Source organism: Ruegeria sp. N8 (assembly GCF_056531325.1).
In genome coordinates, this window is sequence record NZ_JBQFLQ010000009.1 from 13,051 (window position 1) to 38,678 (window position 25,628).

Annotated in this window: 28 protein-coding genes and 1 tRNA gene; 20 read left to right on the forward strand and 9 right to left on the reverse strand. The window is 51.3% G+C overall.

Translation table 11 applies throughout. The features are described 5' to 3' along the window. The first annotated feature begins 3 nt into the window (after positions 1-3). From ACR0C5_RS15980 to ACR0C5_RS16020, 9 genes are all read left to right on the forward strand, one after another. The gene (locus ACR0C5_RS15980; protein WP_170329075.1) at positions 4-357 is read left to right on the forward strand and encodes a hypothetical protein; all 354 of its coding nucleotides are present in this window, start codon (positions 4-6) and stop codon (positions 355-357) included. After that, positions 347-1,201, forward strand: coding sequence for a hypothetical protein (locus ACR0C5_RS15985; protein WP_480877836.1), 855 nt, complete (start codon positions 347-349; stop codon positions 1,199-1,201). The genes ACR0C5_RS15980 and ACR0C5_RS15985 overlap by 11 nt, the downstream gene beginning before the upstream one ends. Positions 1,202-1,294: 93 nt before the next feature. Next, positions 1,295-2,494 carry an N-acetyltransferase DgcN family protein gene (locus tag ACR0C5_RS15990; protein WP_480877838.1) on the forward strand — a complete coding sequence of 400 codons (1,200 nt, stop codon included), beginning with the start codon at positions 1,295-1,297 and terminating at the stop codon, positions 2,492-2,494. Then, positions 2,491-3,606 (forward strand): alanine/ornithine racemase family PLP-dependent enzyme, encoded by a 1,116-nt coding sequence (locus tag ACR0C5_RS15995; RefSeq protein WP_480877840.1) that lies wholly within the window; start codon positions 2,491-2,493, stop codon positions 3,604-3,606. Before ACR0C5_RS15990 ends, ACR0C5_RS15995 begins: the two co-directional genes overlap by 4 nt. 172 nt (positions 3,607-3,778) lie before the next feature. Beyond that, complete coding sequence (locus tag ACR0C5_RS16000) at positions 3,779-3,913, forward strand: hypothetical protein (RefSeq protein ID WP_480643324.1); 135 nt, start codon at positions 3,779-3,781, stop codon at positions 3,911-3,913. A gap of 79 nt (positions 3,914-3,992) precedes the next feature. Next, positions 3,993-4,565, forward strand: coding sequence for a hypothetical protein (locus ACR0C5_RS16005; protein WP_480877842.1), 573 nt, complete (start codon positions 3,993-3,995; stop codon positions 4,563-4,565). Positions 4,566-5,121: 556 nt separating this feature from the next. Beyond that, positions 5,122-5,754 (forward strand): tyrosine-type recombinase/integrase, encoded by a 633-nt coding sequence (locus ACR0C5_RS16010; RefSeq protein WP_480877844.1) that lies wholly within the window; start codon positions 5,122-5,124, stop codon positions 5,752-5,754. 1,639 nt (positions 5,755-7,393) lie between these two features. Next, positions 7,394-8,083, forward strand: coding sequence for a hypothetical protein (locus ACR0C5_RS16015; protein ID WP_480877846.1), 690 nt, complete (start codon positions 7,394-7,396; stop codon positions 8,081-8,083). A gap of 74 nt (positions 8,084-8,157) precedes the next feature. Continuing rightward, positions 8,158-8,406, forward strand: a complete 249-nt coding sequence (locus ACR0C5_RS16020) for a ParB N-terminal domain-containing protein (RefSeq protein ID WP_170353732.1) — start codon at positions 8,158-8,160, stop codon at positions 8,404-8,406. Here ACR0C5_RS16020 and ACR0C5_RS16025 read toward each other — a convergent pair. From ACR0C5_RS16025 to ACR0C5_RS16035, 3 genes are all read right to left on the reverse strand, one after another. After that, positions 8,398-9,411 (reverse strand): fatty acid desaturase, encoded by a 1,014-nt coding sequence (locus tag ACR0C5_RS16025; protein WP_174819312.1) that lies wholly within the window; start codon positions 9,409-9,411, stop codon positions 8,398-8,400. The two genes, ACR0C5_RS16020 and ACR0C5_RS16025, sit on opposite strands and share 9 nt — an antisense overlap. Positions 9,412-9,483: 72 nt before the next feature. Next, the gene (locus ACR0C5_RS16030) at positions 9,484-9,690 is read right to left on the reverse strand and encodes a cold-shock protein (RefSeq protein ID WP_170769015.1); all 207 of its coding nucleotides are present in this window, start codon (positions 9,688-9,690) and stop codon (positions 9,484-9,486) included. 503 nt (positions 9,691-10,193) lie between these two features. Continuing rightward, complete coding sequence (locus ACR0C5_RS16035; RefSeq protein ID WP_480778805.1) at positions 10,194-10,583, reverse strand: MerR family transcriptional regulator; 390 nt, start codon at positions 10,581-10,583, stop codon at positions 10,194-10,196. Positions 10,584-10,681: 98 nt separating this feature from the next. On the opposite strand from ACR0C5_RS16035, the gene ACR0C5_RS16040 reads away from it, so the two are divergent. The 5 genes from ACR0C5_RS16040 (at position 10,682) to ACR0C5_RS16060 (ending at position 13,415) form a co-directional block, all read left to right on the forward strand. Next, complete coding sequence (locus ACR0C5_RS16040; protein ID WP_170499188.1) at positions 10,682-11,005, forward strand: hypothetical protein; 324 nt, start codon at positions 10,682-10,684, stop codon at positions 11,003-11,005. A 4-nt stretch (positions 11,006-11,009) separates the two neighbouring features. Continuing rightward, on the forward strand, positions 11,010-11,228 hold the full coding sequence (locus ACR0C5_RS16045) for a GDCCVxC domain-containing (seleno)protein (RefSeq protein ID WP_237217120.1): 219 nt from the start codon (positions 11,010-11,012) through the stop codon (positions 11,226-11,228). Positions 11,229-11,666: 438 nt separating this feature from the next. Continuing rightward, positions 11,667-11,870, forward strand: coding sequence for a DNA-binding protein (locus tag ACR0C5_RS16050; protein WP_480877849.1), 204 nt, complete (start codon positions 11,667-11,669; stop codon positions 11,868-11,870). Beyond that, on the forward strand, positions 11,870-12,376 hold the full coding sequence (locus ACR0C5_RS16055; RefSeq protein WP_480877851.1) for a helix-turn-helix domain-containing protein: 507 nt from the start codon (positions 11,870-11,872) through the stop codon (positions 12,374-12,376). Before ACR0C5_RS16050 ends, ACR0C5_RS16055 begins: the two co-directional genes overlap by 1 nt. Further along, positions 12,354-13,415, forward strand: a complete 1,062-nt coding sequence (locus ACR0C5_RS16060) for a tyrosine-type recombinase/integrase (RefSeq protein WP_480877853.1) — start codon at positions 12,354-12,356, stop codon at positions 13,413-13,415. The genes ACR0C5_RS16055 and ACR0C5_RS16060 overlap by 23 nt, the downstream gene beginning before the upstream one ends. Here ACR0C5_RS16060 and ACR0C5_RS16065 read toward each other — a convergent pair whose 3' ends face one another. From ACR0C5_RS16065 to ACR0C5_RS16085, 5 genes are all read right to left on the reverse strand, one after another. After that, positions 13,416-15,269, reverse strand: coding sequence for a 7-cyano-7-deazaguanine synthase (locus ACR0C5_RS16065; RefSeq protein ID WP_480877855.1), 1,854 nt, complete (start codon positions 15,267-15,269; stop codon positions 13,416-13,418). It lies immediately after the preceding gene. Then, a complete protein-coding gene (locus tag ACR0C5_RS16070) occupies positions 15,244-16,023 on the reverse strand; it encodes a hypothetical protein (RefSeq protein ID WP_480877857.1) in 780 nt (259 codons plus the stop codon). Before ACR0C5_RS16070 ends, ACR0C5_RS16065 begins: the two co-directional genes overlap by 26 nt. 1,061 nt (positions 16,024-17,084) lie before the next feature. Continuing rightward, entirely contained in the window at positions 17,085-17,573 is a 489-nt protein-coding gene (locus tag ACR0C5_RS16075) for a hypothetical protein (protein ID WP_480617688.1), read from the reverse strand. Then, positions 17,563-18,141: a hypothetical protein gene (locus tag ACR0C5_RS16080; protein ID WP_480617690.1), complete on the reverse strand. Its 579-nt coding sequence runs from the start codon at positions 18,139-18,141 to the stop codon at positions 17,563-17,565. The genes ACR0C5_RS16075 and ACR0C5_RS16080 overlap by 11 nt, the downstream gene beginning before the upstream one ends. Further along, positions 18,138-18,878, reverse strand: coding sequence for a TIGR04255 family protein (locus tag ACR0C5_RS16085; protein WP_480617692.1), 741 nt, complete (start codon positions 18,876-18,878; stop codon positions 18,138-18,140). Before ACR0C5_RS16085 ends, ACR0C5_RS16080 begins: the two co-directional genes overlap by 4 nt. An 800-nt stretch (positions 18,879-19,678) precedes the next feature. Between ACR0C5_RS16085 and ACR0C5_RS16090 the strand changes: the two genes are divergently transcribed. The 6 genes from ACR0C5_RS16090 (at position 19,679) to ACR0C5_RS16115 (ending at position 25,306) form a co-directional block, all read left to right on the forward strand. Next, a complete protein-coding gene (locus tag ACR0C5_RS16090) occupies positions 19,679-20,419 on the forward strand; it encodes a DUF2256 domain-containing protein (RefSeq protein ID WP_480877860.1) in 741 nt (246 codons plus the stop codon). Positions 20,420-20,859: 440 nt separating this feature from the next. Continuing rightward, entirely contained in the window at positions 20,860-22,035 is a 1,176-nt protein-coding gene (locus ACR0C5_RS16095; protein ID WP_480617696.1) for a hypothetical protein, read from the forward strand. 467 nt (positions 22,036-22,502) lie between these two features. Beyond that, the gene (locus ACR0C5_RS16100) at positions 22,503-23,081 is read left to right on the forward strand and encodes a recombinase family protein (protein WP_480617700.1); all 579 of its coding nucleotides are present in this window, start codon (positions 22,503-22,505) and stop codon (positions 23,079-23,081) included. A 223-nt stretch (positions 23,082-23,304) separates the two neighbouring features. Next, positions 23,305-23,841 (forward strand): hypothetical protein, encoded by a 537-nt coding sequence (locus ACR0C5_RS16105; protein WP_480617702.1) that lies wholly within the window; start codon positions 23,305-23,307, stop codon positions 23,839-23,841. After that, positions 23,787-24,143 carry a helix-turn-helix domain-containing protein gene (locus tag ACR0C5_RS16110; RefSeq protein WP_480617704.1) on the forward strand — a complete coding sequence of 119 codons (357 nt, stop codon included), beginning with the start codon at positions 23,787-23,789 and terminating at the stop codon, positions 24,141-24,143. The genes ACR0C5_RS16105 and ACR0C5_RS16110 overlap by 55 nt, the downstream gene beginning before the upstream one ends. A gap of 116 nt (positions 24,144-24,259) precedes the next feature. Beyond that, entirely contained in the window at positions 24,260-25,306 is a 1,047-nt protein-coding gene (locus ACR0C5_RS16115) for a tyrosine-type recombinase/integrase (RefSeq protein ID WP_480617706.1), read from the forward strand. A gap of 101 nt (positions 25,307-25,407) precedes the next feature. On the opposite strand, the gene ACR0C5_RS16120 is transcribed toward ACR0C5_RS16115, so the two are convergent. Continuing rightward, positions 25,408-25,483 (reverse strand) — tRNA-Lys (locus ACR0C5_RS16120). Between the last annotated feature and the right edge of the window lie 145 nt (positions 25,484-25,628).

The following is a 25,628-nucleotide window of genomic DNA, read 5'->3' on the forward strand; positions in this document are numbered from 1 at the left end:
ATTATGAACACGCCCGAATGGCTTAAACCCGGAATCTACGGTGCTCTGATCGGCGGGGTTTTCGTAGGCGTCGTTGGATTTTCATGGGGTGGATGGATGACCGGCGGTAGCGCGGACAAGATGGCCAACGCCATGTCCCGCGATAATGTAATCGCTGCGTTGGTTCCGGTCTGCGTCGACATGGCGAGAACTGACGCCCAACGCGCCGAAAAAATAACGACGATCAAAGAGGCTTCTTCTTTCAAGCAGAAGGATGCCGTCATGGCGGCTGGCTGGGCAACGGTGCCGGGATCCCAAACTCCTAACAAAGACCTGGCGCAGGCCTGTATCGAGGGGCTGAACCTGGATGGATCGTAACTCAATCACTCAACATTCGGACAACGCCGTTTGCATCAGGGCAAATCGAAAAAATCAGTACCGGTTTTGCGCTCACTTAATGGCTGCGTTGTTTGTTGTCGTCTTCAGCAGTTTGGCGGGCTCCTTTATCTCATCAAGTCCCGCATCGGCCGAAACAAATTCGATCCCGGATAACGCGCATCCCAAAAAGTATTGCGACGGTTGGGAATGCGATTTGTCCTATCGGTTGAAAGGCGAAGAATGCGTGGCCATTGTCGTGCCGGGAAATGCCTACCCCACAAACAGAACCTATGGCTCAGGGTGGGCATGTATGCATGGCTTTGTTGAAGTTGGCGGCACCTCATGCACTGAAGTGATTGTGCCTGAGGGTGGATATCTCGATCCATCAGGTGAGAGGTGGCGGTGCCTGCGTGGATACACAAGAGTAGACGATAGCTGCCAGAAAATCGTGGTGCCGGATAATGCTTACCTAACGAATAGCACTTATGGATCTGCATGGCGTTGCAACCGTGGCTACGAAAAAGACGGAGAAGCATGCGTGGCAGTAGCGGTGCCGGAAAACGCTTTTCTGAACGCATCAACCAGCGGGCGTCCCTGGACGTGCGAGCGTGGGTATTTTGAGCGCGACGGACAGTGCGATGCCGTGTTTGTGCCTGAAAATGCTTTCTACGATGACGCGATCCATGGAGTTGGATGGAAATGCGAACGTGGTTACGAGGCGTCCGGTGATCGCTGCAATGCAATCGAGTTACCAGAAAATGCCCATATCGACCGATCCGGTAATAGGTGGGAATGCCACAGAAATTATCATCAGTCAGAAGGTCAGTGTGTTCTGAACAATTGAGGTTTCAGGCAGAGAGCCCATTTTTCCAAACTTCACAATTTGTGCCCGTTCTTACCAAGGACGGCGCGTTTCACACTCCCAAAAGGAACAGATATGAAACCCCTACCCATTGCGTCGGATGACAGGAAGTTCATTGCCAGCAATGCGCAAAAGCTGCCGCCTGTACAAGCAGTTTTTCCAGAGCTTCACCGCAAGACACTTGTGACAGATACACCGACTGCAATTGTGTATTGCGAAGGAAACTTCGCAAAGATCGATGGCAAGACGGCTAATGGTCTCGTTCGACATTCACAGGCCTATCGCGTTCTTTCGGTGATCGACAGCACGTATGGCGGTTGTGACAGTGGCAAAGTGCTTGATAATGTCGCAAATCAGGTTCCCATCTTCGATGATCTTGATGCCGCCGTCGCTAATGAAGCTACTATCCCCGACACGTTTATTTACGGAATGGCGCCGGCCAGCGGCAGAATGTCCCTTGAAGATCGCGAAGCTGTTGTGGATGCGATAACGCTCGGAATGAACATCGTCAGTGGGCTGCATGAATTTCTTTGCGATGACAAAGAGCTCGCCGGATTTGCCAAAATTCACGATGTCACGATACGCGACATTCGCAAGCCGCGGCCTAATCGCGACCTGCGCCTGTTAGATGGCAGTGTTGGAGACGTCCAGGCGATCCGCATCGCGGTGTTCGGCACCGATTGTGCAATTGGAAAGCGTACAACCGCGACAATCCTGACAAGTGCCCTTAACGCGCATGGGATCAAAACAGTTTTGGTCGGTACCGGCCAAACTGGTTTGATGCAGGGCGCCAAGTATGGTGTCGCGATGGATTCGGTGCCGCCGCAATTTTGCTGTGGCGAGCTTGAGCGCGCTGTTGTTGCAGCATCTGAAGATGAACACCCGGATGTCATAGTGATCGAGGGCCAGGGCGCGCTAAGCCATCCGGCCTTTTGCACATCAGCCTTCATTCTGCGAGGCAGTCAGCCACATGCAGTTATTCTTCAACACGCGCCCAAACGAAAACGTCGATGTGATTTCCCCAACATGACAATGCCCGACCCTTGCGATGAAATCACCCTGATCGAGGCTTTTGCGAACACAGAGGTAATTGGCATGACGATCAACCATGAAGGAATGAATGATATTGAGATTTCAAAGGCCATCACAGACTATAACCGCAAATTGTATCTCCCGGTCACTGACGCATTGAACCGTCCTCCAAAAAACTTGGTGAATATGGTTCTATCTGCCTTTCCGCGCTTGCAACCCGTACGTGCTACGACGATTGAATGAGCAAGCTGCGTATCGACGTTGATCTGGACAAAATTCGGTACAACACACGGTTCCTGGTCGACCACCTTAGACCCCGCGGAATTACGGTGACAGGTGTGACAAAAGCCGTTTGCGGTCATCCTGAGATTGCGAATGCTATGCTTGAAGGTGGCGCGACAGGGCTGGCGGACGCGCGGATCAGCAATATCATGCGTATGCGCGATGCTGGAATCTCGTGCTCCATATCCTTGATCCGAACACCCATGCTGAGCCAGGTCGCGCAAGTTGTTGATTACTGCGATGTAAGCTTCAACACAGAGATGGACATTATCGCAAGCCTGGCCATGAGTGCGCTGGGAAAGAACATTACTCACAACATTATCCTGATGGTGGAATTGGGGGATATGCGGGAAGGAATCCCGCCTGAACACCTTGAAAGCACTGTGTTTCAAATTCTTAGAATGGAAGGTATTTCTCTGAAGGGGATTGGCGCAAATTTTGCCTGTCTGGGTCATGTGGCACCCTCTGCAGAAGCAATGGCATTGCTTTCGTCGCTTGCCATCGACACCGAGCGCGCGTTTGGACCCGCTCTTGAAACAGTGTCAGGCGGCGGCTCTGCCAGTTTGCCATGGGCGCTTGGCAAGGGGGCGACCGGAAAGATCAACAACCTGCGTCTGGGTGAGGCCATCCTGCTGGGTACCGATCCCGTTTCGGGGTACGCGATCGACGGGCTTTACACAGATGTTTTTACGCTTTGGGCGGAAGTGATCGAAACGAAGACCAAATCAAATCCAAATCCCTTGCAAATGATTTATCCAATACCTTCAATGCAGTGTGTGACTTTAGACAGTCCTTCAAACACTCGGTCGATCCTTGCCATTGGACTCCAGGACACTGATGCGGCGGGTCTAATATTCCCTGCTGGCGTCACGTTCGTCGGAGCCACCAGTGATCATATCGTTGTTGAAAACACCAATTGTCTGCTTCGCCCTGGTGGCGAGGTGAAGCTGAAATTGAACTATAGTGCGCTCTCGCGCGGCATGGCTGCACCCGATGTAGCAAAAGTCTTCCATGGTGATGGCGCATTGGTTGACTGCACCGCAGCGAACACTGATCGCCCATATTCGAAGTGAAGGTAGCGCACCAAGATCGTCGCCGATTAAACCCAAACCTCAGTCAACCGTCTTATTCTACAGCTTTACGTAGTAAATTAGGCCATCAATGCCTATATTGGTGGTATCCGCATTCACTTTTCACACCCCATCTGGGCTCGTGGGTGGTGCGGACAATCAAAGGATCAAAATGATGTCTTTCAAAGACCTTACGACCAGAGCGGCTGCCGCACTGAAGGAAAACGATGCGGACGCGCCAAAAAAAGAAGTGACGTCGAAAGGGCAGGACACCGTCCCCGAAAAACCAAAGCCTAAACCCCAAAACTGATAATACCCTGCCGGGAGTGGGTGGCTTATTCTTGTCTGCATCTCCGAGCGAGCAGTATCAGCAAAGGAGAACTACCCAAATGAACCAGATAATCAGCAAGACAATCGCAGTCTTTTCCAGGCCGTTTACTTTCCCTGGCTTTGACGAATTACTCCCGGCGGGCGAATACGACATAGAAACTGAGCTTTCCGCACCACCAGATTATTTGGATCCAGAAGCCTGGAAAGCATCAGTGCTAATCTTTCTGCATCCACGGAAATCTCACCCCGGTCTGGCGCGAACCTTGACCGTTTCTCTTGCTGATTTGGAGAGAGCCCGCGCAAGGGATAAATTGTCTGCGAAGGAGTTGTCGCAGTTCTTGCTCGACCAACTTTTGGCCGATCCCATGGTGCAATTGATTATGGAAGCGGATGGTGTGTCTGACACTCAACTTCGGCACCTCTACTCGGAGTCGCTCATTTCTGAGGCAGACGACGGATCATCAGATCAACGAGCCATACCACGAGGATGCGCAAGCGGTTCTCGGTATGCTTTCGCTGTCCAAGCTGCTGAGAACGAAGGAATGCCAGTTCGTCCTATTAAAACCCCTCGGATTACAGGCCGTCCCATCGGACAGTCTGAACCAGGCAGCTCCTTCAATCTCAAGGCTTAGGGCTCGGAACTTTCTTTTCCAGTCGCTGTATAAACCAAAACAGAAATCGAGGTTAAGAACTGATGGAAGACTTCGACAACGACGCAGATACGATCATGGCTCGCGCCCACAATGACGTGCCGCAAGAACGCCCGTGTCTTCGTTGCAGAACGCCATTCTGGAGCGAAGGGTTCGGAGAGCGGATTTGTCGACGCTGCAAGGGGTTGAGCGCGTGGCGAAATGGCGTATCAGTAAGCCCTGGGTTAGCTCGGCGTCGCTGATAACCTGACGCCGGTCTTTCCAGCTTTTCTGATCATATCTCATTTTATCTTATTGGTGCTGACCCGGGCCTTTTAACGTGGAACCCGATCGGTAATCGGTGCTGAAGACGAAGCGTACGCGCGGTTTGGACTCGAACCGTTCTTATGTGTAGTGATATGGGCTCAAGCCGCCTAATGCACACACTAAACCATGCCAGTATTCATAATCGGACAGCAGGCATTCACGCCGCTTGTACTATTCGGTGGTCAGCGCGGTGCTGTTGCTTGGGTGCGGAGGGTGGATCGGAGTGCAAAATATGCCAAGAGTCCAACTACCTGCAGTCACCCCAGAACCCAGAGCTTGGAACAAGGGGCGGATCATCGGTCAGAAACGACCGCTACTCCCAAAACAGGTCTGGGCGATCCGTGCCCGGCTCGAACTTTCTGGAAATCTGCGTGATCTCACAATGTTCAACGTCGCGATTGATAGCAAGCTACGCGGCTGCGATCTGGTCAAACTCGCTGTGACCGATCTTGTCAAAGACGATCGCGTCCGTGAGCGTGTTTCGGTGATCCAGAGCAAAACCAAGCGATCTGTTCAATTCGAACTGACGGAAAACACGCGAGAAACTGTATTGGTATGGGTAAAATCACCGGAAATGTTTGCTAGCCGGTTCATGTTTCCAAGCCGATTCCATGATCGACCACACATCTCGACGCGCCAGTATGGCAGGCTGGTTCGAGACTGGGTGACCGCAATCGGATTGGAACCGAGCGGATATGGCACGCATTCGCTTCGCCGAACCAAAGTAGCTGAGATCTACCGCAAGACAGGAAATCTCCGCGCGGTCCAACTTCTGCTTGGGCACACAAAGGTCGATAGCACCGTGCGATACCTGGGCGTTGAATTGGAAGACGCGCTAAGCATTGCAGAGCGCATAGACATCTGAGACAGTTTGGCGAGCGGCGCTGTCGGTCGCCAATCCATAGTGGTTCTAGTTCTTTTACGCAGGAGTGGGACGTAGCGTGCCCTGAGCGGAAGTGTCAAAATCTTGTTGCGTGCGCTCGCAGCACAGTTTTCTCGGCTCAGGCGCAATTTACAGGGTGCGGGACCGAGCGGCCATTTGATCACGCCGCGAGTACTTGTGCAGAAGCGGCGCGAAAATCGCTGCGTTGCAGCCAATGTTATCAGGCCAGTCATTCATAGTCACGGGGAAGCCTTGATCACATACTCCTCTTTCGCCGCACTCAGGCCAGACAATTTCTTTCGGTAGTTCACCAAGGATCTTGGTCACCGGCAGTTTCAAAAACAACCTGCCCTGGCGGTACTTGCATTGCGACAAGGGAAACTTCCTTGACTCTATTCTGGCTAAGGACCACAAAAGTGCATTGGTGAAAGTTACTCGTCGCCGCGATGCTGCCGGCTTCGATGATCCAATGGCCTTCAGAATAACTGTAGCATGTGCCCCAGCATAGGAACGGGTTTCGCTGGGGTCTTCGCTATGAGCTCGTTCCTCGCAAGCATTCGCAACTGTCACCTGACAAGCCCCAGTCATCGGGTGACCAATTAAAGAAGGCGCCGTATGAACAGCACATGGCTCATAAATTGCGTGCTTGATGCCCGATAGATCAGGTCTCAGGCTCCGCTTCATTCAGTCATTCATCGTGTTTTTGCGCCGCGTTCTTTGCCTGATCCCGACACTCTTGGTGTTGCTCTCAGGAACGCAGCTTCCTGCCCAAGTCGCAGGCAATGCCGACGGATCGGTTTGTGACGAAGGTTTCGAAAACAAGAACGGATCGTGTCAAAGAGCAAACGCACCTCAAAATGCGCATTTGACCGGCAGTTCCTATGGTCCAGTTTGGGAATGCAACCATGGATTCCAGCGTGTTGGAGATCTTTGTGAGGAAATAGCAGTTCCTAAAAACGCATATCTTGCATCGACTGGAGATCGATGGGAGTGCAATCGGCTCTTCCGACGAGTCGGAGAAAAATGCGAAGAATTGATTGCGCCTCAAAATGGGTACGTCGAAACCCGGTTTGGCGCACAGGAAGTACACTGTGACTGGGGATTTCGTAAGGAAGACCAGGATTGTGTTGCGATTAGTGTCCCGAGCAACGGCCGCCTGACTGACAAAAACAGCGCGAATGGTTGGGTGTGCCTCAGAGGTTTCAGAGAAACGGAGAGCGGTTGCGAACCGGTGGCAATTCCACAGCATGCATACCTTGCACCTGAAACCTACTCTGGATGGAAATGTGAACGTGGCTTTCGCTCAAACCAGGACAGGTGCGTTGCGATCCTTATCCCTTCCAACGCTCATTTGAATCGAAGAGGTGATGGTTGGGAATGTAATCGACCGTTCACAAGACAGAACGATAAGTGCGCCGAAAATTTGCCGTGAAAATAGGTTGCTGGAAATCAATATCGCCTGACAAATCCGGAAGGACCAAGCCGTGAACCATAACTCGATTGACGAAAACCTGGGCAAAATGCTCAAGGCCGAAAGGGCGCATCGCTGGTCCTACAGAGCGAAGATGTTTATCGCGTTATTGGTGTTTGTTGCGGCCATAATTGTTGTGGTGTTTCTCTGATGCGCAAAAATGCCCCTCAAGTAACCCTTCCCGGTTCAAAGATGTCAGCTCGTGGTCTGGAACAAAGAGCATTTCAGGACCGCAGTGTTCGTGAGCCGCGGAACGCTGACGTAGCAGGAGTGATTGAAGAAGAATTTGGAAAGTACTTGATTAAGGCTGGCATCCTGAGCGGTAACAGCGTTGCGCGCGCATTCCCTAAGCCACCGGCTAAAACGCAGACAATGATTGCTGATGCAGTCGGTGAAACACCAGCATTGGCCATCGAAGCATTAAAAGAAATTCTCGGTGAACGAGACAGGAAACGTAGCGGTCAACGCCGTTTGGAGGGAAATTCCGGCACCCTCGTTCCCAGCGAAAGAGAATATGCCGAGGCACTGCGACAAATCAGGCTGACCCCTGCGCAGGTCACAATGCTCAAAGCACTTACTATCGCTGGCAAGGACGGTCTGACCATTGGTCACTTGTCTCAGGCGGCCGGTTACAAATCGCGCGAGGCCTCAATCAAGGTCTTTAAGAAAATCGGTCTATTGATTGCGGAGTATCTAGAGCTCGAACTTCCCGAAGGCGGATCGGTACAGAATGATGGCGCCGCTCAGGTCCTGGCATTTTCTCACATCGAAAGTGACGACGAGCCAGCAACTTGGATTATGCATCAGGAACTGCGCGACGCTGTTCGTTCGGTTCTATGACGTACGTTCCAGCCCCAGCTCCTGTAGCGAACTTCGAACCGGAACAAATGCACGAAAGGTTGCTCACGTAGCTTATGTTGGAGAAAAGACCATATCCGCTCGACCTGATCTATGTACCTGTGAAACGGGCGAAAACGCTTGATCAGCAAAAAGTTCTGACGCTGGCCGAAGATATCCTGAAGAATGGCCAGAAGACCCCGATCCAGATACGCGCTGACAACAAAAGGTTCGTGCTGATTGAAGGTCTTCACCGACTAGAGGCTATCCGCGCCCTCGGCGGTGATACTATTGAAGCCTATTTGGTCCGCGCCAGACTACACTAAGCTCTTTTTGGGATTGGCGTTTGACAAAGCCTCTGAAAAGGTCATCAGGCGCTGACTTTTTTCATCCCAAAGATGCAATCGCGCACAATGAAGGCTCTGATATAGAGTAATACGCTGGCAGTTTTCCAACTCAGAATGGTCACGCAAAACTTCGTTTAGCCGATAGAACGGTATGCGGCTGGCGAGGTGGTGAACATGGTGCACACCAATGTTGCCAGAGAACCACCGCAAGATGCCAGGCAAGGCATAGTGAGAACTACCATAGAACGCGGCGTTCTGAAGGTTCCAGCCCTCTTCCCGGTCCCAGGTCGTGTGTTCGAACTGGTGTTGAATGTAGAAAAGCCAAATACCAATCGATGATGCGACAATCACGGTTGGCAGGAAAACACACGCCACCACCTCAAAGCCTCCGGCCCATAAAATCAGAGCCAAGAACCCTGCAATTGCGGCGTTTGTTCCCATCGCACTTGCCCAATACAGCCAGCCCGACCGCATGAAGCCAACAGGTAAGCGGTATTGAATAAAGAACGTATAGATCGGCGCAACACCGAACAGGAAGACGGGGTTCCGGGTCAGACGATACGCGGCACGCCCGAACCAATTCCGTTTCAGGTATTCCTCAATGGTCAATGTAGGGATGTCACCCATACCACGCCGATCAAGGTTACCGGTTGAGGCATGGTGAATCGCATGGCTTTGCCGCCAAACGTCATAAGGTGTAACGGTAAGAGCACCCAGAACCCGGCCAGTCCAATTGCATGCGCTGCGGCTTCTAAAGAAAGATCCATGACCACAATCATGCATGATGATGAAGATACGGACCAGAAATGCGGCATTCAGGATGGCCAGCAATATTGCGATCCAGACGCTAAATGACAACGCAAACCACGCTAGGGCCCATAGCGCGAATAAGGGGAAAACAGTGATCGCAAGTTCAAAAACACTGCGCTTCGCATCGGGCACACGGTATTGCGCGAGCACCCGCGTCCAGTCTTTAGGTTGCAACTTACTTGGTCTCCGACGGCCTATTGTCGCCCATTGTTCAAACGGGCACCCTTATGGGGTGCCCGCAAAAGGTCAGGCGAGTGCCAGATTGGCGGCGCTTTCGCGTCCGTCACGGCCAGCCTCGACGTCAAAAGTAACCTTTTGGCCGTCTTTCAATTCGCTAAGGCCGGAACGTTCAACTGCTGAGATATGCACGAACACGTCGCGCTTGCCATCATCAGGCTCGATAAAGCCAAAACCTTTGGTTGAGTTGAACCATTTTACTGTGCCATTTGCCATGGTGGAAGTCTCCTAATACGTGCCGCCCGCATCATTGCGGCGACTCGGCGTGGTCGGTCTGAATCGAAAGACTGAACGCCGAATTGGGGAGACAGCAGGTCGAAAAAGAAAAACGTAAGCCTCGTGTATATGGACTTCGACTACGCACGATACAAGCCTTGATACAATGGAGGACCACAGAATATCTGAGTCCGCCTAGCCCAAGTTAGGACAAGGATAAGCAGAACCATTGCTCTGTGGTTCGGAATTCAGAGGTCGGCTTCTGATAAAGCCTGCCGAGTGCGTATGCAGCAAATTGATTGCTCAGGAACGGCAGGTAGGGCTGTCTGTCCGAATTCACCGCGCGCTACAAGAACACCGTGGCGATGCACAAATGTTCATTGATTGATGGAAACATTGCTAAATCAACGAGTTGACCTCTCTAACGAACGGTAGATTTTGTGCGGCCCGAATCTTGGGTCATGCCGCGTTGGCATAGGGCGACTGCGAGCCTCAAAGTGCCATTAGTAGGTCCGTATCTGCGCAAGCATCGGGCAAGAAACATTTCCGATGTTACAGTTGGCCGTAAGTTCATTCAGAGCGGCCTCCAATCTCTTAAGTTCGATTATCTTCATACGCACATTGGAGATATGAAGCTCGGCCAGTTCCTTAACGGATTGGCAATCCTCGCTATCACCTTCGGACAGGTTGAGAAGCACCTTTGCATCGGCAAGCGCAAAACCCAAGTCTCGGCACTTCCTTAGAAAACAAAGCCGTCCCACATCGTGCGCAGAGTACATGCGTCGATTATTCGATGCCCTTTCTGGTTTCGGCACGATCCCTTCGCGTTCGTAGTAGCGGATAGTTTCAATTCCGACACCGCTTTGCCGGGATGCCTCCCCAATCGCAAACATGTGAGATTTCCTGTCTTGATCCTGTAGTGGCTACAGAAGTTATACGAGAGGTTGTTGTCTCTACAACTCCGCGCGACGTAGTCCATCAGGGAAACAGAATGCAGAAGTACCTTAGCCTCAGCTATTTGGGATCGCTATCAGCGCTTGGCGTCGCGACTTGCTGCGTTTTGCCCATGATGATGATGTTACTGGGGCTGGGCGGCAGTTGGTTGGCAATCTTTGGGAAGGTTGCGGCAGCGAGTTACTATGTGCTGACGATTTCAACGGCACTCGTCGCGATATCGTGGCTGGTATCTTATCGGCGCGGTTCCTTACCGACGTTAAAATGGCGGCTTGCAGGAACAACTCTAATCACCGGCGTGGCTTGGGTCGTTGTGTTTAACGAGGCACGGATTAACGATTACCTGATCATGCAGATGTGAGACTATGACAAAACAAACTGTAGTCCTAGAAAGCACCCTGATTTGCCCGAAGTGCGGCCACAGCGAAACCGAGCAAATGCCAACGGATGCTTGCCAGTGGTTCTATGAATGCAAGTCGTGCAAAACAGTTTTGAAGCCGTTGGAAGGCGACTGTTGTGTTTACTGTTCATATGCGACGGTCCCGTGTCCACCAATTCAGCTAGGCGATAGCTGTTGCGGATGAAGTGAAGGACGGCTTTGTTGAGCAAACTGTGAACTGCCGCCGCGAGCATCGCTGCTGTTTGCATGAATGACAGTTCTTTCCGCTGCTTGGCCGCACAAGATATTCGGCAGTTGCAATGTTGTTACTGCTACAAGCGCATGCAGCAATAAAATCCAGGGTACAGGTTGGGCTCGAAGCCGTCTTCCAAGCATTTTTGATTAACGTCAGCTTTCGGGTCATTTGCAGCCGCTGACTCCCTGCGATTTGGGTGGCAAGGTTACGCATTTTGCGGATGGGTCACACCTTTCTGATTCAAGTCACATAATATCAATGATTTAGCCCTGGCATGTGTCACGCCTTTATTGGCGGCGGCCACAGATTTTAGAGATCCGATCCCTCACTTTGTTCAACAGAAGCGGACCGAACTTCCTCGTGCCGCAGTGAGCAATTGAGGTTGATATGCCCAAGTTGACACAAGATCAGCTGGCGAAGCGGTGGCACATGTCGCCGCGGACGCTGGAGCAGTGGCGCTGGCTCGGAAAGGGCCCCAGGTTTTTGAAGATCGGCGCGCGCGTTTTATACGATGAAGGCGTGATCGAAGCCTTTGAGGAGGCGCAGGTCTGCCAGAATACATGCGGACCGATTTCCGGGGAGGGTGTGTAATGGCAAAGTCCTTCCCCTCACACAAAGTCAAATCGCACCTTGTCTACACAGTCTGGGAGGTGGCGGACGTTTTAGGCTGCCATCGCCAGACCGTCATTCGCTGGATTGGGAACAACGGACTTGCGGCTGATACCAGCAGCAAGCCCTGGTTGATCGAAGGACATGTGCTCAAGGACTTCCTCGGACAAAGACAACGCAAGGCGCGGTGCAAGTTGGCATTGCATCACTGCTACTGCCTCAGCTGCAGAGGTCCGCGTGAGCCCGACGGCAAGATTGCGGATTACGTTCAGGAAACGGCTGCCAGCGGCCGCCTAACAGCCCTCTGTCCGACGTGTGGTGCGGTTATGAACAAGATTATTCGCCGTTCAGATCTGGAGGCCGTTCAGGCCAAACTGGAGGTCACACCTCAACAAGCCTCCCCAAGATTAGTGTCCTGTACCGAACCCCATTCAAAAGTGACCTTGAAAGAGGAGCCCGAGACCTATGTCAAAACACGCCTCGGATAACCTGCGTATCAAGCGCAAACACCTCGTCTGGCTGAAGGACGCAAAGGGGCTGTCGCAATCTTCGATCGACAAAGCTGCAGCGTCGATTGCCATCTATGACAGATGGCTCAAAGGTAAGGACTACAGGGCGTTCCATTCAGAAAGGGCGCGCGCGTTCAAACGCCATCTGGAAGGTCTACGCAATGACCGCACAGGCGCTTCATTGTCGCCTGCCACGATCAACGGCGTGCTGCGCGACGTCATGAAGTTCTTTGACTGGATGGCGGACCAACCGGGGTACAAGTCCAGGATCTCCCGCGCCGACATTGCCTATCTCACGCCGGATCGCAAATCGGAACAGGCCCGTCGCGGCACCCTTTGGAAACCGCATCCGTCTCCCGAACAGGTTGAACGCCTGTTGTCTGAGATGCCCATAGAAACAGTCATCCAGCGCCGTGATCGTGCGCTGATCGCCTTCTTGTTTCTGACTGGGTCACGTGAAGGTGCCGCCATCACCGTGCGGCTGCGTCATGTCGATCTAGCCAATAAATGCGTTCAGTTTGACGGCCGTTCCGTGGATACAAAGTTTGGAAAGTCCTTCACGACCAGTTTCTTTCCCTTCGGTGATGATGTCGAAAGGATTCTGCGAGACTGGATCACGGAGCTTCGTCAGGACCATCTTTTCTCGGACACGGATCCTCTGTTCCCAAAGACACGCGTCGCTGTTGGCCCGTCCAGACGGTTTGAGGCAGTAGGTATCGCGCGCGAGCCGTGGGCCGGCCCGTCGTCTGCGGCCAGGATCTTCAAGCAATCTTTCGTCAACGCCGGGCTGCCACCGTTTTCGCCGCACCGCGTGCGAGATACGATCGCAGAGCTGGCAAAACTTCACTGCAGGACACCAGAGGACTATAAAGCCTGGTCGCAGAACATGGGACACAACGACGTGATGACGACGTTCAGCTCCTATGGTTCCGTTTCACCTGGTCGTCAGGTCGAACTGATGGGGCGGTTTCGCCGCCGTGGACCGTTGCCAGACGAGGCCGCGGTTATTGATGAATGATCAGCTCCGGTGACGCACCCGAACCACCACGCGCTCGGGGGCAAGCCGGTATCCGTTCCAAGAGAGATTTTCGATCAACTCTTCGGGCTTATCAACTGACAGACCAGCGGATTCGAATCTCTTTGCAATCGTTCTTCGCGCGGTCAGTATTCTCCGCCTAACGACTTCGTCGGTTTCAACGCCTAATTTTTCGACGAGGTCGCCAGACTTCAAGCAGGGATACTCCAAAGGTTCGAGACCTTTGCCTGCCGCACGGAGCCACTCTTCAGCCAAAACGATCAACAGATCCGCTGTGGCGTTTTTCTGAAGCTCAATATGTTCGCCGATCAAAACCAAACGTGAGGTTTTGTCGATTTCTATGGTCAGCGGTAGTTTCTCATTCTCGTTTTTATCAACTGAGGCAGCTGGCACGAAAGGCAAGGACAAGGCGCTCTGCATCTCGCCATATAGTCTTGGCAAACTCTGTTCTGGGAACTCGCCGGGTGACTTGCTTTCGAGAGTTCTGCGCATGACAGATGTGACCGCCTTTCCGTGGCGGTTAAGCAAATCTACGATCATCGACATTGCTGTGTCTGGCGGACTGTCGAGATGATTGACCGCGTCCAGAACAACCGGGAAACTCCGGGCCAGCGCATCTGGTGTGGCGTTTTCGAAGAACACTGCATTTCGTACGTAAGACAACGCCATCTCCCGGTCGGTCCCGGTCGGTCGAGCGTCCGACATAAGGTCCACGCGATAGGCATCTTCCGGGTCAAATCGCTCCAACCCCTTTGATAGCATCGCGAACCGCCGATCGATACACTGCGAACAGCGCCCACAATGGAAGTATTGATTGGTTTGATTATGCACATCAGCGCAACTGCGCGTCTCAACGATCTGGTCTGCCATGCCAAGATGGGAGATACGTTCCACAACGTCTGCTTTTGTTCGAGCAAAGAATGGATTGTCGACCCGCATGTCATTTTCAAAAACAAGCCGCAGAAGACCGGTGAACAGCTTCAGTGTCATTGGATGCGTGGTTCGCGTCGCTCGTGTTCCAATGACGTTGCCAACCGGCGGTAGGTTGAGGCTCACAACGCCGTTTTCATGGAACGACAAGCGGTCCAGTCCAAAGGCCTTTGCAGTGATCGACCCAAGTACCGCGAACAAAAATGAGCGTGTGCGATGCGTTCTTTCCGCAGTCGATCGGCCCTTCAACTGGGCGGTCATGGGAATGTGACGGCACGTTTCCGGTCCGTACCGTTTGCTCAACGCTGAGATCAGCCGGTTCTGGACCGGCGCTATTTTCGTGGACGAGGCATGACTGACCAAAGCAACCCGATGCTTCTGTTCCACGATTTCTTCCACAGCGCCCGCAAAGGAATCGAGCCCGCCGGAAAACATCAAGACACGGTGGGGCTTCCATGAACTATTTCGGCCGAATTTGAAGAAGCGCGATCGCTCTGCATCCGGTTCGTCTTTGGTCGAAAAAGAAAATTCAAAGCGGTCGCCGGATAGAAACATCAACGTTTCTTCCAGAGCCTGTATTACGCTCTCACGTTGCCAGAAATCCAGATCGCGTACCGGCATAGTGGCTACGAACCGTCTGTGCCACTTCTCACCCATCTTCTGATCCGCCAGGCCACCACGGCTGACTGCCGCGTCCGCGCAATAGACAAGCGCGGCAATCTCCAGCAAATCGAGCGCACGATCCTGCAATCCCTCGACCAATTGACGGTTCAATTGTCCAATCCGTAGCGTCATTGCGACTTCGCGGCCAGCAATGTCGAGACGCAGGACTTCATCACCGCCGCTTTTTGTCAGGGGCGGCAACCATCTGACTTCAACTTCAGGCAACGGCGCGACGGCGCCCAAACTCCGAGCGCATCTTTTTGAACGCGTAAGCTGTGAACTTGTCTATTGCATCGCGATCAAGCGCCTGCTTCTGCCAGACGGTTTTGCCATACCAGCCGCCTGCATATTCTTCGACAATTCTAGACACTTCAAATGTGTGCTGGGCGAGGGCTTTTTGAAATGTCACTCGCTGTGCATCGGTGGAAAAGCGTCGATCCTCGCCAGTGTGATTGGCGAGTTCCCGGCTCAGATAATAGTCTAGCGAGCGGTATGTCAGCCGGGCAAAGAAATCCCGCGAGAGTCTCGCAAATGCATCACCCGAGGCGAAGCTCGCGAGTGCTTGGCGAATTTCTTGCGGTGTCGGTTCAAACAGGGATGGCAACCGGTCGTGCAGCTGAACGGAAAGGCTTTCCAAGAGCGCGACCTTCGCCAATTCTCCTGCATCTGAGGAACTTCGGAGATCGAAGCTGTTGCGATCAATGGCACGATCCAAACCGGCCAGCAAGCCGGTCACTGAACCGAGCTCCGACGTCGCAATGCCCAAGTCAGCCAAAGCGTCTTCGAAGCCAGGAGCCCTTGCAAGCAAAGGCAGCCTCACGAGGAGATCACTTACAAACTGAAACCTGGGGTCACGACTCGCCCGTGCGAGATCGCTCTCAGATGCATCCGCTGCGGCCTCGGCGATCTCTTCGACTGACGCATCGGTTGCGATCAGATCAACGACCTCGCGCCACTTCCTGGACCGAGGCAAAGTGCCAAGCCTGATGTGTCCCATCCGTTCCTCCCTCGCCTGAAGAGTCATTCAACCATCAGGCGAATGTAAAGGGAAAAATGGCGGCCTTCGCTTACCCTGCGCTTACCCGAAGCGAGTGTTAGGCATGAGATCGCCTCGTAAGTCTTTGAAAACAGTGGTGAGCCGTGCAGGATTCGAACCTGCGACCCACTGATTAAAAGTCATCTTCTGCTAGTAAACAAAAACGGTGTAAAAATAATAATTATCTAAAAAACAACAGCTTATAGGCACCATTGCGCCGTCAGTTGCGTCCACGTCCAGATGTAGTAGGCACACTACCCGGCACACTGAACAAGCTTTTGCCCGTGTCAAAGAAATTGCCTCCTCCAATTAAACGGGTTCGCTAGTGGCCATGAGATCGAACACTATCGCAAGAGTTTAGCACTCCAATTCGTTGCCCTAGGTCATGCGTCCGCTTGCCATCAATATGAAATGCAGTTCGTCGATATCCCAACGGTCGTACAGTTGGTGTAAGTGTTGGGTTGATAGACCGGAGTGGGCTGGTAGGTCGGCACAGGAACATATTCAGGCCTTCTTGACTGAGCCGCGATTACTGCACTGTCATCAGTCTTCTTAGTTTCACAGGCGAACTGATGAATTTCCTCTGTGCTGATTGGGCTAACTGCATTCCCACCGCGATAGTTGGCGTACTTACCGTACTGACCACAGTGCTTTACTGCGATATCACGAGCCTGAGCAGTCAAAGTCGGCACAGAATCATATGCGCTGTACCGGAGACTAATACCACTTTCAGACGCAAATTCTGCGACTGGAGTACTGGGGGTACAGGCAGCCATCCAAAGAAGGCTCATGACACTTATTGCTGCTCTCATCTTAAATTCTCATTTAAATTGGTTAAGGCTCTCAGATTGAAACCATTGAACCTGTCGCGAATAAACCCAAAACGCACGCAACCGCCGTATCTTGCATTGGTTCCTCGGTGTTAACTGCTAGGTGGGACAAATAGAACACAACAAGCCTGTGTTTGCTGAAATAGGAACCGCCAAGAGAAGTCGTCTCTACGACATTAGACTGCAGGTAAATTACCCAACGGTGTTTGACTTCTGACAGTCTCCCAAATCGATAGCGTCCACATCCTGCTTTGTAAGAAATGTGTTCCAAACTTCGTCCGCGAGAACAGCCTGCAACAGTACTTCTTCAGGGGTGACGCCATAGATGCCTGCATGCGCTGGATTGTCGTCAACTGGATAATAAACAGCCCGTGCAACTGCTCCATGTGCTTCGATTGTCGCAATAATATCTGGTGTCTCGCCAACACAAAAACACGCCTTAGCCTTGACGTTCATATTGCTGTTTCGAAGCGCTTCAATTGCGCATCGAAGTTGAGCTTCTTCATTGCCTTGGAAGTACTCACACCATGTAACCGACAAGTAATCGTCGACTGGTCTTTCTACGAATGCTTCGGGTAGAGGGCCAAGGTAGTTGTCATCAGCATCGCGGCGCATCCTTGCGTATGGCACGTAGCGAACAACTTTGCTCGGGTTAGGAAGATCGTCGCCCTCACCCGTCAAACCACACCTCTGGCTCAAACGGTGCAAGCACCGTACAGAGTCGATCAGGACGCATCGGAGCAAAAGCAGCTCGCTCCGGTTCATCTGCGTCAAAGGCACGGGTCAGAACCAGTGAAGCTTTCCCACTAGGCAAAAACTCTATGGTCAGTCGATTTGGCCCTTCTGTCCAAGCAGCAGTGACCGATCCTATACCATTAGTTCCAATGCCCGGACGCTTTGTGGCTTTAGTGTGCACGAGAGCCACCAGAAACGCGCTCAGAGCTTTAGAGCTAATGAGTTCATCGGTACCTTCCCAAGCGTCTTCATCCATGAGGTTAGCAAACTGGCGATTTAGGCCGTGTGCGAAGCCACTCGGAAGGTGCATTGAGACATCGGATATTGAATCCTGAATAAGTCGAAGCCGCTCTTCTAACGGGTTCCTCGTTGCAGTCGCGGGATCAGTTTCCTCGTCAAGATACTGAGAGCCCACCGAACGTTCCAGTCGATTGAAAAAACCGTCGATCCTATCAAATGCTCGCCCGGGCATGAGCGGGCTTCTGGGGAAGTTCATTGTGTCGACATACGTCATTTCTCTACTCCTCCAAACAGCTCACGAGCCTTATCTGTAAGGCATTCCTCAAATATATGGTTCTTTTGTGTCCGCATTTCATCCAATGTCTCCGTCAATTCAATTCCGTTTGAAGGGACGACTTTCTTTGTGAAGACGTCAATGTCGAGGAGTATTGAGACATAACCCGGCATCGGCGGTGCTGTAGTCGCGAGTACAAGTGCATAATGAATGCCATCTTTCTCAGTTGGCTTCACAACCCTCATCTGGAACTCTTCAATAATGCCGCGATCCTCTCGTGGACCGTTGAAGTTAAAAGTAACGTAGTCGTCTGTGTTTATCCCTTTATTGTCGCGACTTGGGATATCGATGCGATTGACAAATCGAAGACCTATGCGTTCGAAGGCATCGACTTCCAGTAGTTTTATGACCGGATCAACAAGCGAGGTAGCTTGCTCGCTAAAGTAAGCCCAACGGTCGTATGGTGCGCGCTGAACAAAAACAAACTGTCGTCGCTCGAGAAATACAATCTCGGAGCCGTCCCGAAGTGCGACCTCAAAACCCAGTTGCTTTTGCTGGTGCGAGAATTGGCCTTGGTCCACATTAATTGATGCGCCAACTTGGATGCGTGGCTTTGGCTCTTCAAAGCGCTCAAAGGCGGGCAAAGACAATACTTCCTTCAGCTCATCCAATGACTTTTCGGACGACCAACTAAAGGCTAACACCGCTTCCAAAATTGGCGCCTTCTTGTAGCGCACAAATAACCTCCCGAAGTAAGTTAGACGAGCGTCAAATAAACCCGCAACTCCCCGTCATTGAATCGAAAAACCCATTCTGATTCAACTTGATAAAACGATTCTTTGCCAATGGGTTGGCACATCAAGGCCTTTTCAAGTGTCACTTCATGGCAGAATCAAGTGTCACCATCTGGCCAGAATAGATGCAATTGGTTGTATCACCGCTGTGTTAATACATCGTTCTCACGACAACATACATCGTGGATCAAATTTTCGAATACAATGTCTATTCTGCAAGAGAGTATATTGGTGTGTGGAAGGAGTGGCGATCTGGGTTAAGTTGTGCAGAACTAGTAAGCGGGAATGCATGTAGTAGCCAGCCATCCATATGGTTTAGTTGAGTGGGCATCAGTGCTGTTATCAGCAAAAGTTTACTCCTCCTAGCGACACGGTTTTTCGCTTCGGAATCGTAGAGCGTCAGCCGTTTTATGGAACCAACCGTCGAGGTCGGCCGCTACTTAGACGATGTGACCCCGATGCCAATGATGTATCTCTGGCGTGGGAGCCACTTCCTTTGGAACCCATTTGCAGTCTGTTGGACTGATCCAATGCATCATACCGGAAACTCAAAGCGGACTGACGATAGGAAGCTAGTGCGTTGTTGGTATGCCCAAAGCTCAGCAGAGAGGTCTCCAACTGTACCCTTGAGGAGCCGTAGCAGTTTTCGACAGAAACTGCCGCTCCCAAAAAATTGCAGCTTTCCAGAGGTCTCCAAACAGCCTCCCTAGGAACCTCTCAAACCATCGATTGAGCTTCTAAAAATGAACAAACGCATTGAACCTCTGGCGGAGGGTGAAAACTCTTTGCCTTCTCACACCCTATGCCCTGCTTGTGGGGCTCTATTTAAATTTAGGAAAAACAAAACATATTGCTCTGCTCGTTGTCGCAAGACCGAGAGTAAACGCAGGGAACGTGTACAGACACCCGCTAACGCAAAGTCCAGCTACGACAAGGCGAGGCAACAGGAAGAAAAATTTGAGCTTGCATTGAGGATGGCAGAAGAGCTGTACACACAGCCAACAGAGGAGCGGCTGGGATATATTGAAAAAATCATCCAGCTAGCTAGGAATGGTGTCTCTCCGATCGTCAGAGATATTCTCACCACTCCAAAGCTGTTACGTCCCAATCCCGAAGAGCGTTGGCTGTTCTACCGAAAGCAACCAAGGGCATACTGTACGATTGCTCAAGCAGCTAACCGCTATACCCTCAGTTCTCCTTGGGACACGTCAGTAGATCGTGTCGTTAAAGGTCTTGTTCCTGATCCAGCCACCGGTGAGGTCTTTGAGGATGGCAACAGTGATGACAAAGGGCGAGGCTTTCAACCATCACAGCAAAAAGCGTCGACACCCTTAATAGAAGAGGCAAGAGGATACAGCAAAGTTAACGCTTCAGCAGAGGCTGCATTGAGGAGGTTTCCTCAGCATCACTCAGAGTATACCGAGGATAACTATTTAGAAGCAGTTACTTGGATCATCCTCTCTGACGCTAATCTAGCCACATAGCAACCGCATCAGGTTTAACCTAATGAGAGACTCAGGCGACGCTTTGAGCAAACCGCAAGGTGATGTCGTTAATGCGGCGCATTGTTGGAATTTGTGGCCTCCAGAGTCCACTGTATGTCTCACTATGTAGGCTCAGTGGGCTTTGAGGGATAGAGGATTGCACGCTGAGGAAACCTCAAAAGCGTGAACTGGTTGACACTGAAAATACTCTTCTCAAGTGTAAAACACTTCCCCATGCGGTCTTTCATAGAGAACATGTCGAAGGTCCGCTACGAGCCCACTTTGACCGGTTCTGCAATAAACACCAATGGCTGATAAGCATTCAAAGTGATAACCTCTTGACTCCATTTTGAGAGTTCTTTTGATCATCTGGAGCGGACTGTTTTTGAGATGCGACAAAGGTTTTTTTGGGGTTTGTATCGGCTCGATGGAGGGCGCACATGAAGCATTCGGTTTGGGAAGAGTTCTTCAAAGCCTATGATCGAAAAGAGCCATCTGGCACAGATTTCGGGGTATTGTTTTTTGGGTTTCTTGAGGACGAGTATCGGACCCTTCTGGAGGAAGAACGCGCTGATTTCTCTACCAAGACGAGGGTTTCCCTACCTCGAAACATGAAGTTCGGCGTCCATCCAAACTCTGTTGATGAAATACGGAAAGCAGCGATATTTGCAGAGCGCGTAGTGCTAACTTCTGCCCCGCCAATTACGTGTCAAGCTTATCCATATTCCAGGTTTGCCAATTTCACGTGCGACAGTTGGATGTGGTCTCCCATGGTGAAAGACGATGGAGGAGTTCCCGTATCTTTAGGTCTGGGCAGCCCATTTCACGATCACGAAGAATGGGTCCTACAAGCTAGATCAATGCTACTTTCGGGCCGTTTGAACTATCTCCCCCACCTTGTGCCCCGATCAGGTCCTAGAAGCGATGAAGAAGATGTCCAATCTTCGATGGATGGGCAAAGTTGGAGTTCAAAATTGTTGGAGCTACCCGGAACTTCAGGCAGCGTCGATGACGCGCAAAGATGGCAATCCACTATGATAGCCAGAGACTTCGCCGTGTCTGACCGCATCCATGCCCGGCATTTACTTCCTGAGGGACTGAACCTACCTCTTCAACTATCGTGGAAAAACTCAAGTGTGGAGGGAGTTAGCTTGGCACTTGGGAAGCTAAGCATTCCAGAAATGAAAGAGCTAAGCTTGGAACAGCTGAACGCCGTGATCGAGGAAGAGCGGTCCTCATTTCTAGGCCTTGTGAACTCTATTGACGAGGCCGTTAAAGAGTTGGGCGAGAAGCACTTTGAAACTGAAGATGAACTGAATTTCTACGTTCGGCGAATTCAAACACAAAAGATTGACTCCGAAATCGACCGAATAAATCAAAAAATTCGGAGGCTCGAACGCTATCAGACATTGAGGCTGGGAGGATACGCTACTGCGACAACTGGCCTGCTAGCCCTTGCAGTGACGATGCCAACAATGACAGCCGCAGCGTCAGGGGCAATGGGTGGTATAACGCTGATCAAGCTGTTTGATAGCGTAGTAAATGTCCTCGAAAAACGGCGTGGAGCAATACGGGACGATTCCCAATCTTTTCTCGGGAGGATTGCTATCGAATAGCAATGGCAGTGGATGCATGACTTCGCTTGCTCCACACACGTTTCTCGACCCGTGTTAATGGTCAATGATTGGGCCCGAATAGCTGACATTGGCGCAATCGCAGCGAAATGGCGCTTATCCCGCACTACGGACACTTGATCCCAAACCGTCGAAGATCAGCCTTTCTCGAATGAACACTCAACGGTCAGTCTAAATTGGATTGAGCGGCAACACTATCTCTTCAGTAGTGACTTCCTCTTGCGGACGAACGGACCACTTTTTTGAGGCAATAATAAGAACAGTTAACCCCTCCTTTTTGAAGTCGGTTTCCAAAACCCCCCACCCCTTAGTTTCAAGCTCAAAACTGCCAATAGGCCAAGGTTTTGTGTCCATCTGCTGAGGGTGGCGGAAATGGTGGCAATGAAGTCGATCTCGGCTTTTGGCAGGCAATTGCCTCAACGTCTAAGAACTTAAAGGAGATCACCACCATGATCATCGGATACGCAAGAACATCTACACTGGAACAACAAGCAGGACTAGAAGCCCAACAGACGACACTAACAGAAGCTGGATGTGAGAGGGTCTACTCCGAACAAGTCTCTTCTGTTGCCCGTAGAGAGGCGCTCAGTGAAGCTCTCAGCTTCAGCAGAGAAGGAGATGTCCTCATTGTCACCAAGCTTGACCGCCTTGCTCGTTCGGTCCGACACCTCGGAGAGATAGTGGATGAGCTCACAAAGAGAGGCATCGCATTGAGGGTACTCGATATGTCCCTTGATACTTCAACGGCTACAGGGAAGCTCATGCTGAATGTCCTCGGGTCAATCGCTCAGTTTGAAAGAGAGATGATGCTGGAGCGGCAGCGAGAGGGAATAGCCAAAGCTAAAGCTGAGGGTAAATACAAAGGCAGGAAACCAACTGCACGTATGAGGGCCTCTGAGGTTCTTCAGCTACTAGGGCAAGGCTATAAGAAGCACGAGATCGCCCAGCGCTTAAGTATTTCTCAGAGATCGGTCTATCGGATCGTTAATGAGGCTCATCAGTCAGTCGCTGTGGAAGGTCTGTGCTGAAATTGAACACTCCCTTCAGCGCGTAGTGTTTTTTGAGTGCGACGCCACTCATCGACTCCAGAGTGGTGCTTCATCCATCAGCTACACCGCTTCCAAAATTCAGAATTCAAACGCGACAGAATAGTCTTTGGCGTGAGCGAATTGCGTGGCCGATTATTGGCTATGCAATCAACCTATGTGACAGCCTCAAAATCAACCCCCAAACCAATTAAGGAAGAACCACATGTCAAATCACGACACTAATCTTGAACTGGCGAGAATAAAAACCGATGCCCAGATCGCCGCTAAGGAATTGAAGGCAAAGTTCGACAACGACTTTCTATATCACTTCGAACGGTTTATGAAAATTGGTCGATACCAACACCACCTTCGGGAAACGTATTCCAGCACCAAAGAATATGGTGCGCGTTTGGCTAGGGAAATTCCAGAATCCCAGAAAATGGATGTTGCCCTTCGAAGTAACAATCTTTGGCTGTACAAAGCCTTGCATGTTGTCGGGTCAGAAGGAAATGACATCCGAGAGGTGCTGGGTATCAAGGACTTGCCAGACTTTGGGTCGTACAATGCGACAGTAATCAAAAGAAAATATAAGGAGCAAATTCAACGATTGGCTGAGGAAGCGCAATCTTCCGTTGGACATATGTCGACCTTAAACGAACGTTCCAAAAAAGATACAGATCACTGTGCAATAAGTAAGGACTCGCAATGCTTTCGAGACGTCGAAAACAACGCAACCAAGACACTCTTGGAACCGAATTGAAAGATGCACGATTAAGGGAAGGATTCACCCAGAAGGCTTTGGCCGATGCACTTAATATCGAACACCATACAATGATCAGTCAAATGGAGCTCGGCTACATGGCTATCCCAGCTTCGCTCTGGGTCCCAATTGCTGACACCCTTAGGATTGACAGGTATGTCTGGCTGCTTCGCTGTCTCCAGGAATACCACCCCGACATCAACCGTTCACTTTTCGGCAAACTAAGCAGAAGAGACACGGCTGACTTTCTAGAGGCCCTTCACAAGGGTCAACTGACAGAACTGCTGAGTAAGCAGAAATAAACCCTTAACTTCGCACACACGAAGACCACAACCCTACGCGCATTGCGTATGTGGGGCCTATTGGCGTGCCCAAATGATGGGATCGCTTGGTCTTCGTGTGGCTAAAGGAATAGCACATGAACCTCTACAAACGTGATCGCTCACCCTATTACCACTACCGTTTCAACGTAAATGGCAAGGAACATCGAGGCAGTACAAAACGGAAAGACAAACAAAGTGCCAATCGAGTGATGATGGCTGAATACAACAAAATCATGGACATCTCTCAACACGGCGAAAAGCCAGAAATCACGCTGAAGGATGCGTGCACGCTCACGGTTGGGAGCGTAGAAGGCCGAACAAAGGAAAGTTACCAGTATGCCACCAACAAGCTTCTCGGGCTTACAACAGCCTTTCAGGGGCGCTGGGCATTGGGGCCTGAGCGCCACCTTTCATCTCTTACTGACGATGACTTAGACGACCATCGAGTGGCCCGTCAGGAAGAAGGAATGAGACCGAATACCATTAATTTGGAGCTAAGGTTTCTGAAGAGGGTGAACAACTACTGCCGTAAACGCTTTCGTACTAACCCTGACCTAGACTTCCGCATGCTCAAAGGTTTTGCAAAGTGCCGATCTCTATCTATCTCGGAAGAGCGTGCAGTCATCGCATACTGCCTCGAGAAAGAAGCCGAGTTCGGAGAGGGAGCGTGGCAAAAGGCACATGATCTGTTCATCTACCTTATCGACACAGGAGTTCGCCTCGGGGAAGCTCTAGCTGTAGAGTGGCCCGACGTTGATCTCAATGAGAAGGAGATCGACAACTACAACTTCAAAACTGGTAAGTCGGTTTTCGTTCCCATTAGTGACCGCGTTGCCGAAATGCTCTCGCGCCTTCAAGAGCAGGATAGACCTTTCACCTCAATGGATCGGGCCGTGAAGAACCTTAGAGAGGCAATTCGCGTTATGTGCCCGTCTACTCACAGGGTACTAAATGAGAAAGGCAAGGCTACAATCCATTCCTGTCGCGATACATATGCCACTCGCATGTTGAACAAGGGTATGAGGTTGGAGGAAGTTTCACACCTTCTAGGTCACGCAACAGTCCAGCAAACTCAGAAGTACGCAAAGTTTGCCAACCGGCCAGTTGCGGCAAAAGCACGGGAATACCTAAACTCTGACTGACCCAACGAAATCACTCAGCACGTTTTTCGGAACAGTATGTACCTACTATACTTTTCAGGAGCGTGCTGAAGTGGTTAAGTGTTTGCTTTAATTGAAAAAAGTGGTGAGCCGTGCAGGATTCGAACCTGCGACCCACTGATTAAAAGTCAGTTGCTCTACCAACTGAGCTAACGGCCCACTCTTTTGTCTGGATCCTTCGATCCGTGGCGCTCTCTAAGGCATTTTCCCGATCGGGTGCAAGTCCTTATTTCACGCGTCGTTTCGCCTGTAATTTCTTACGTTCCGGCGACCCGATAGGCGGCCTAATTAGGCAGGGGACGCT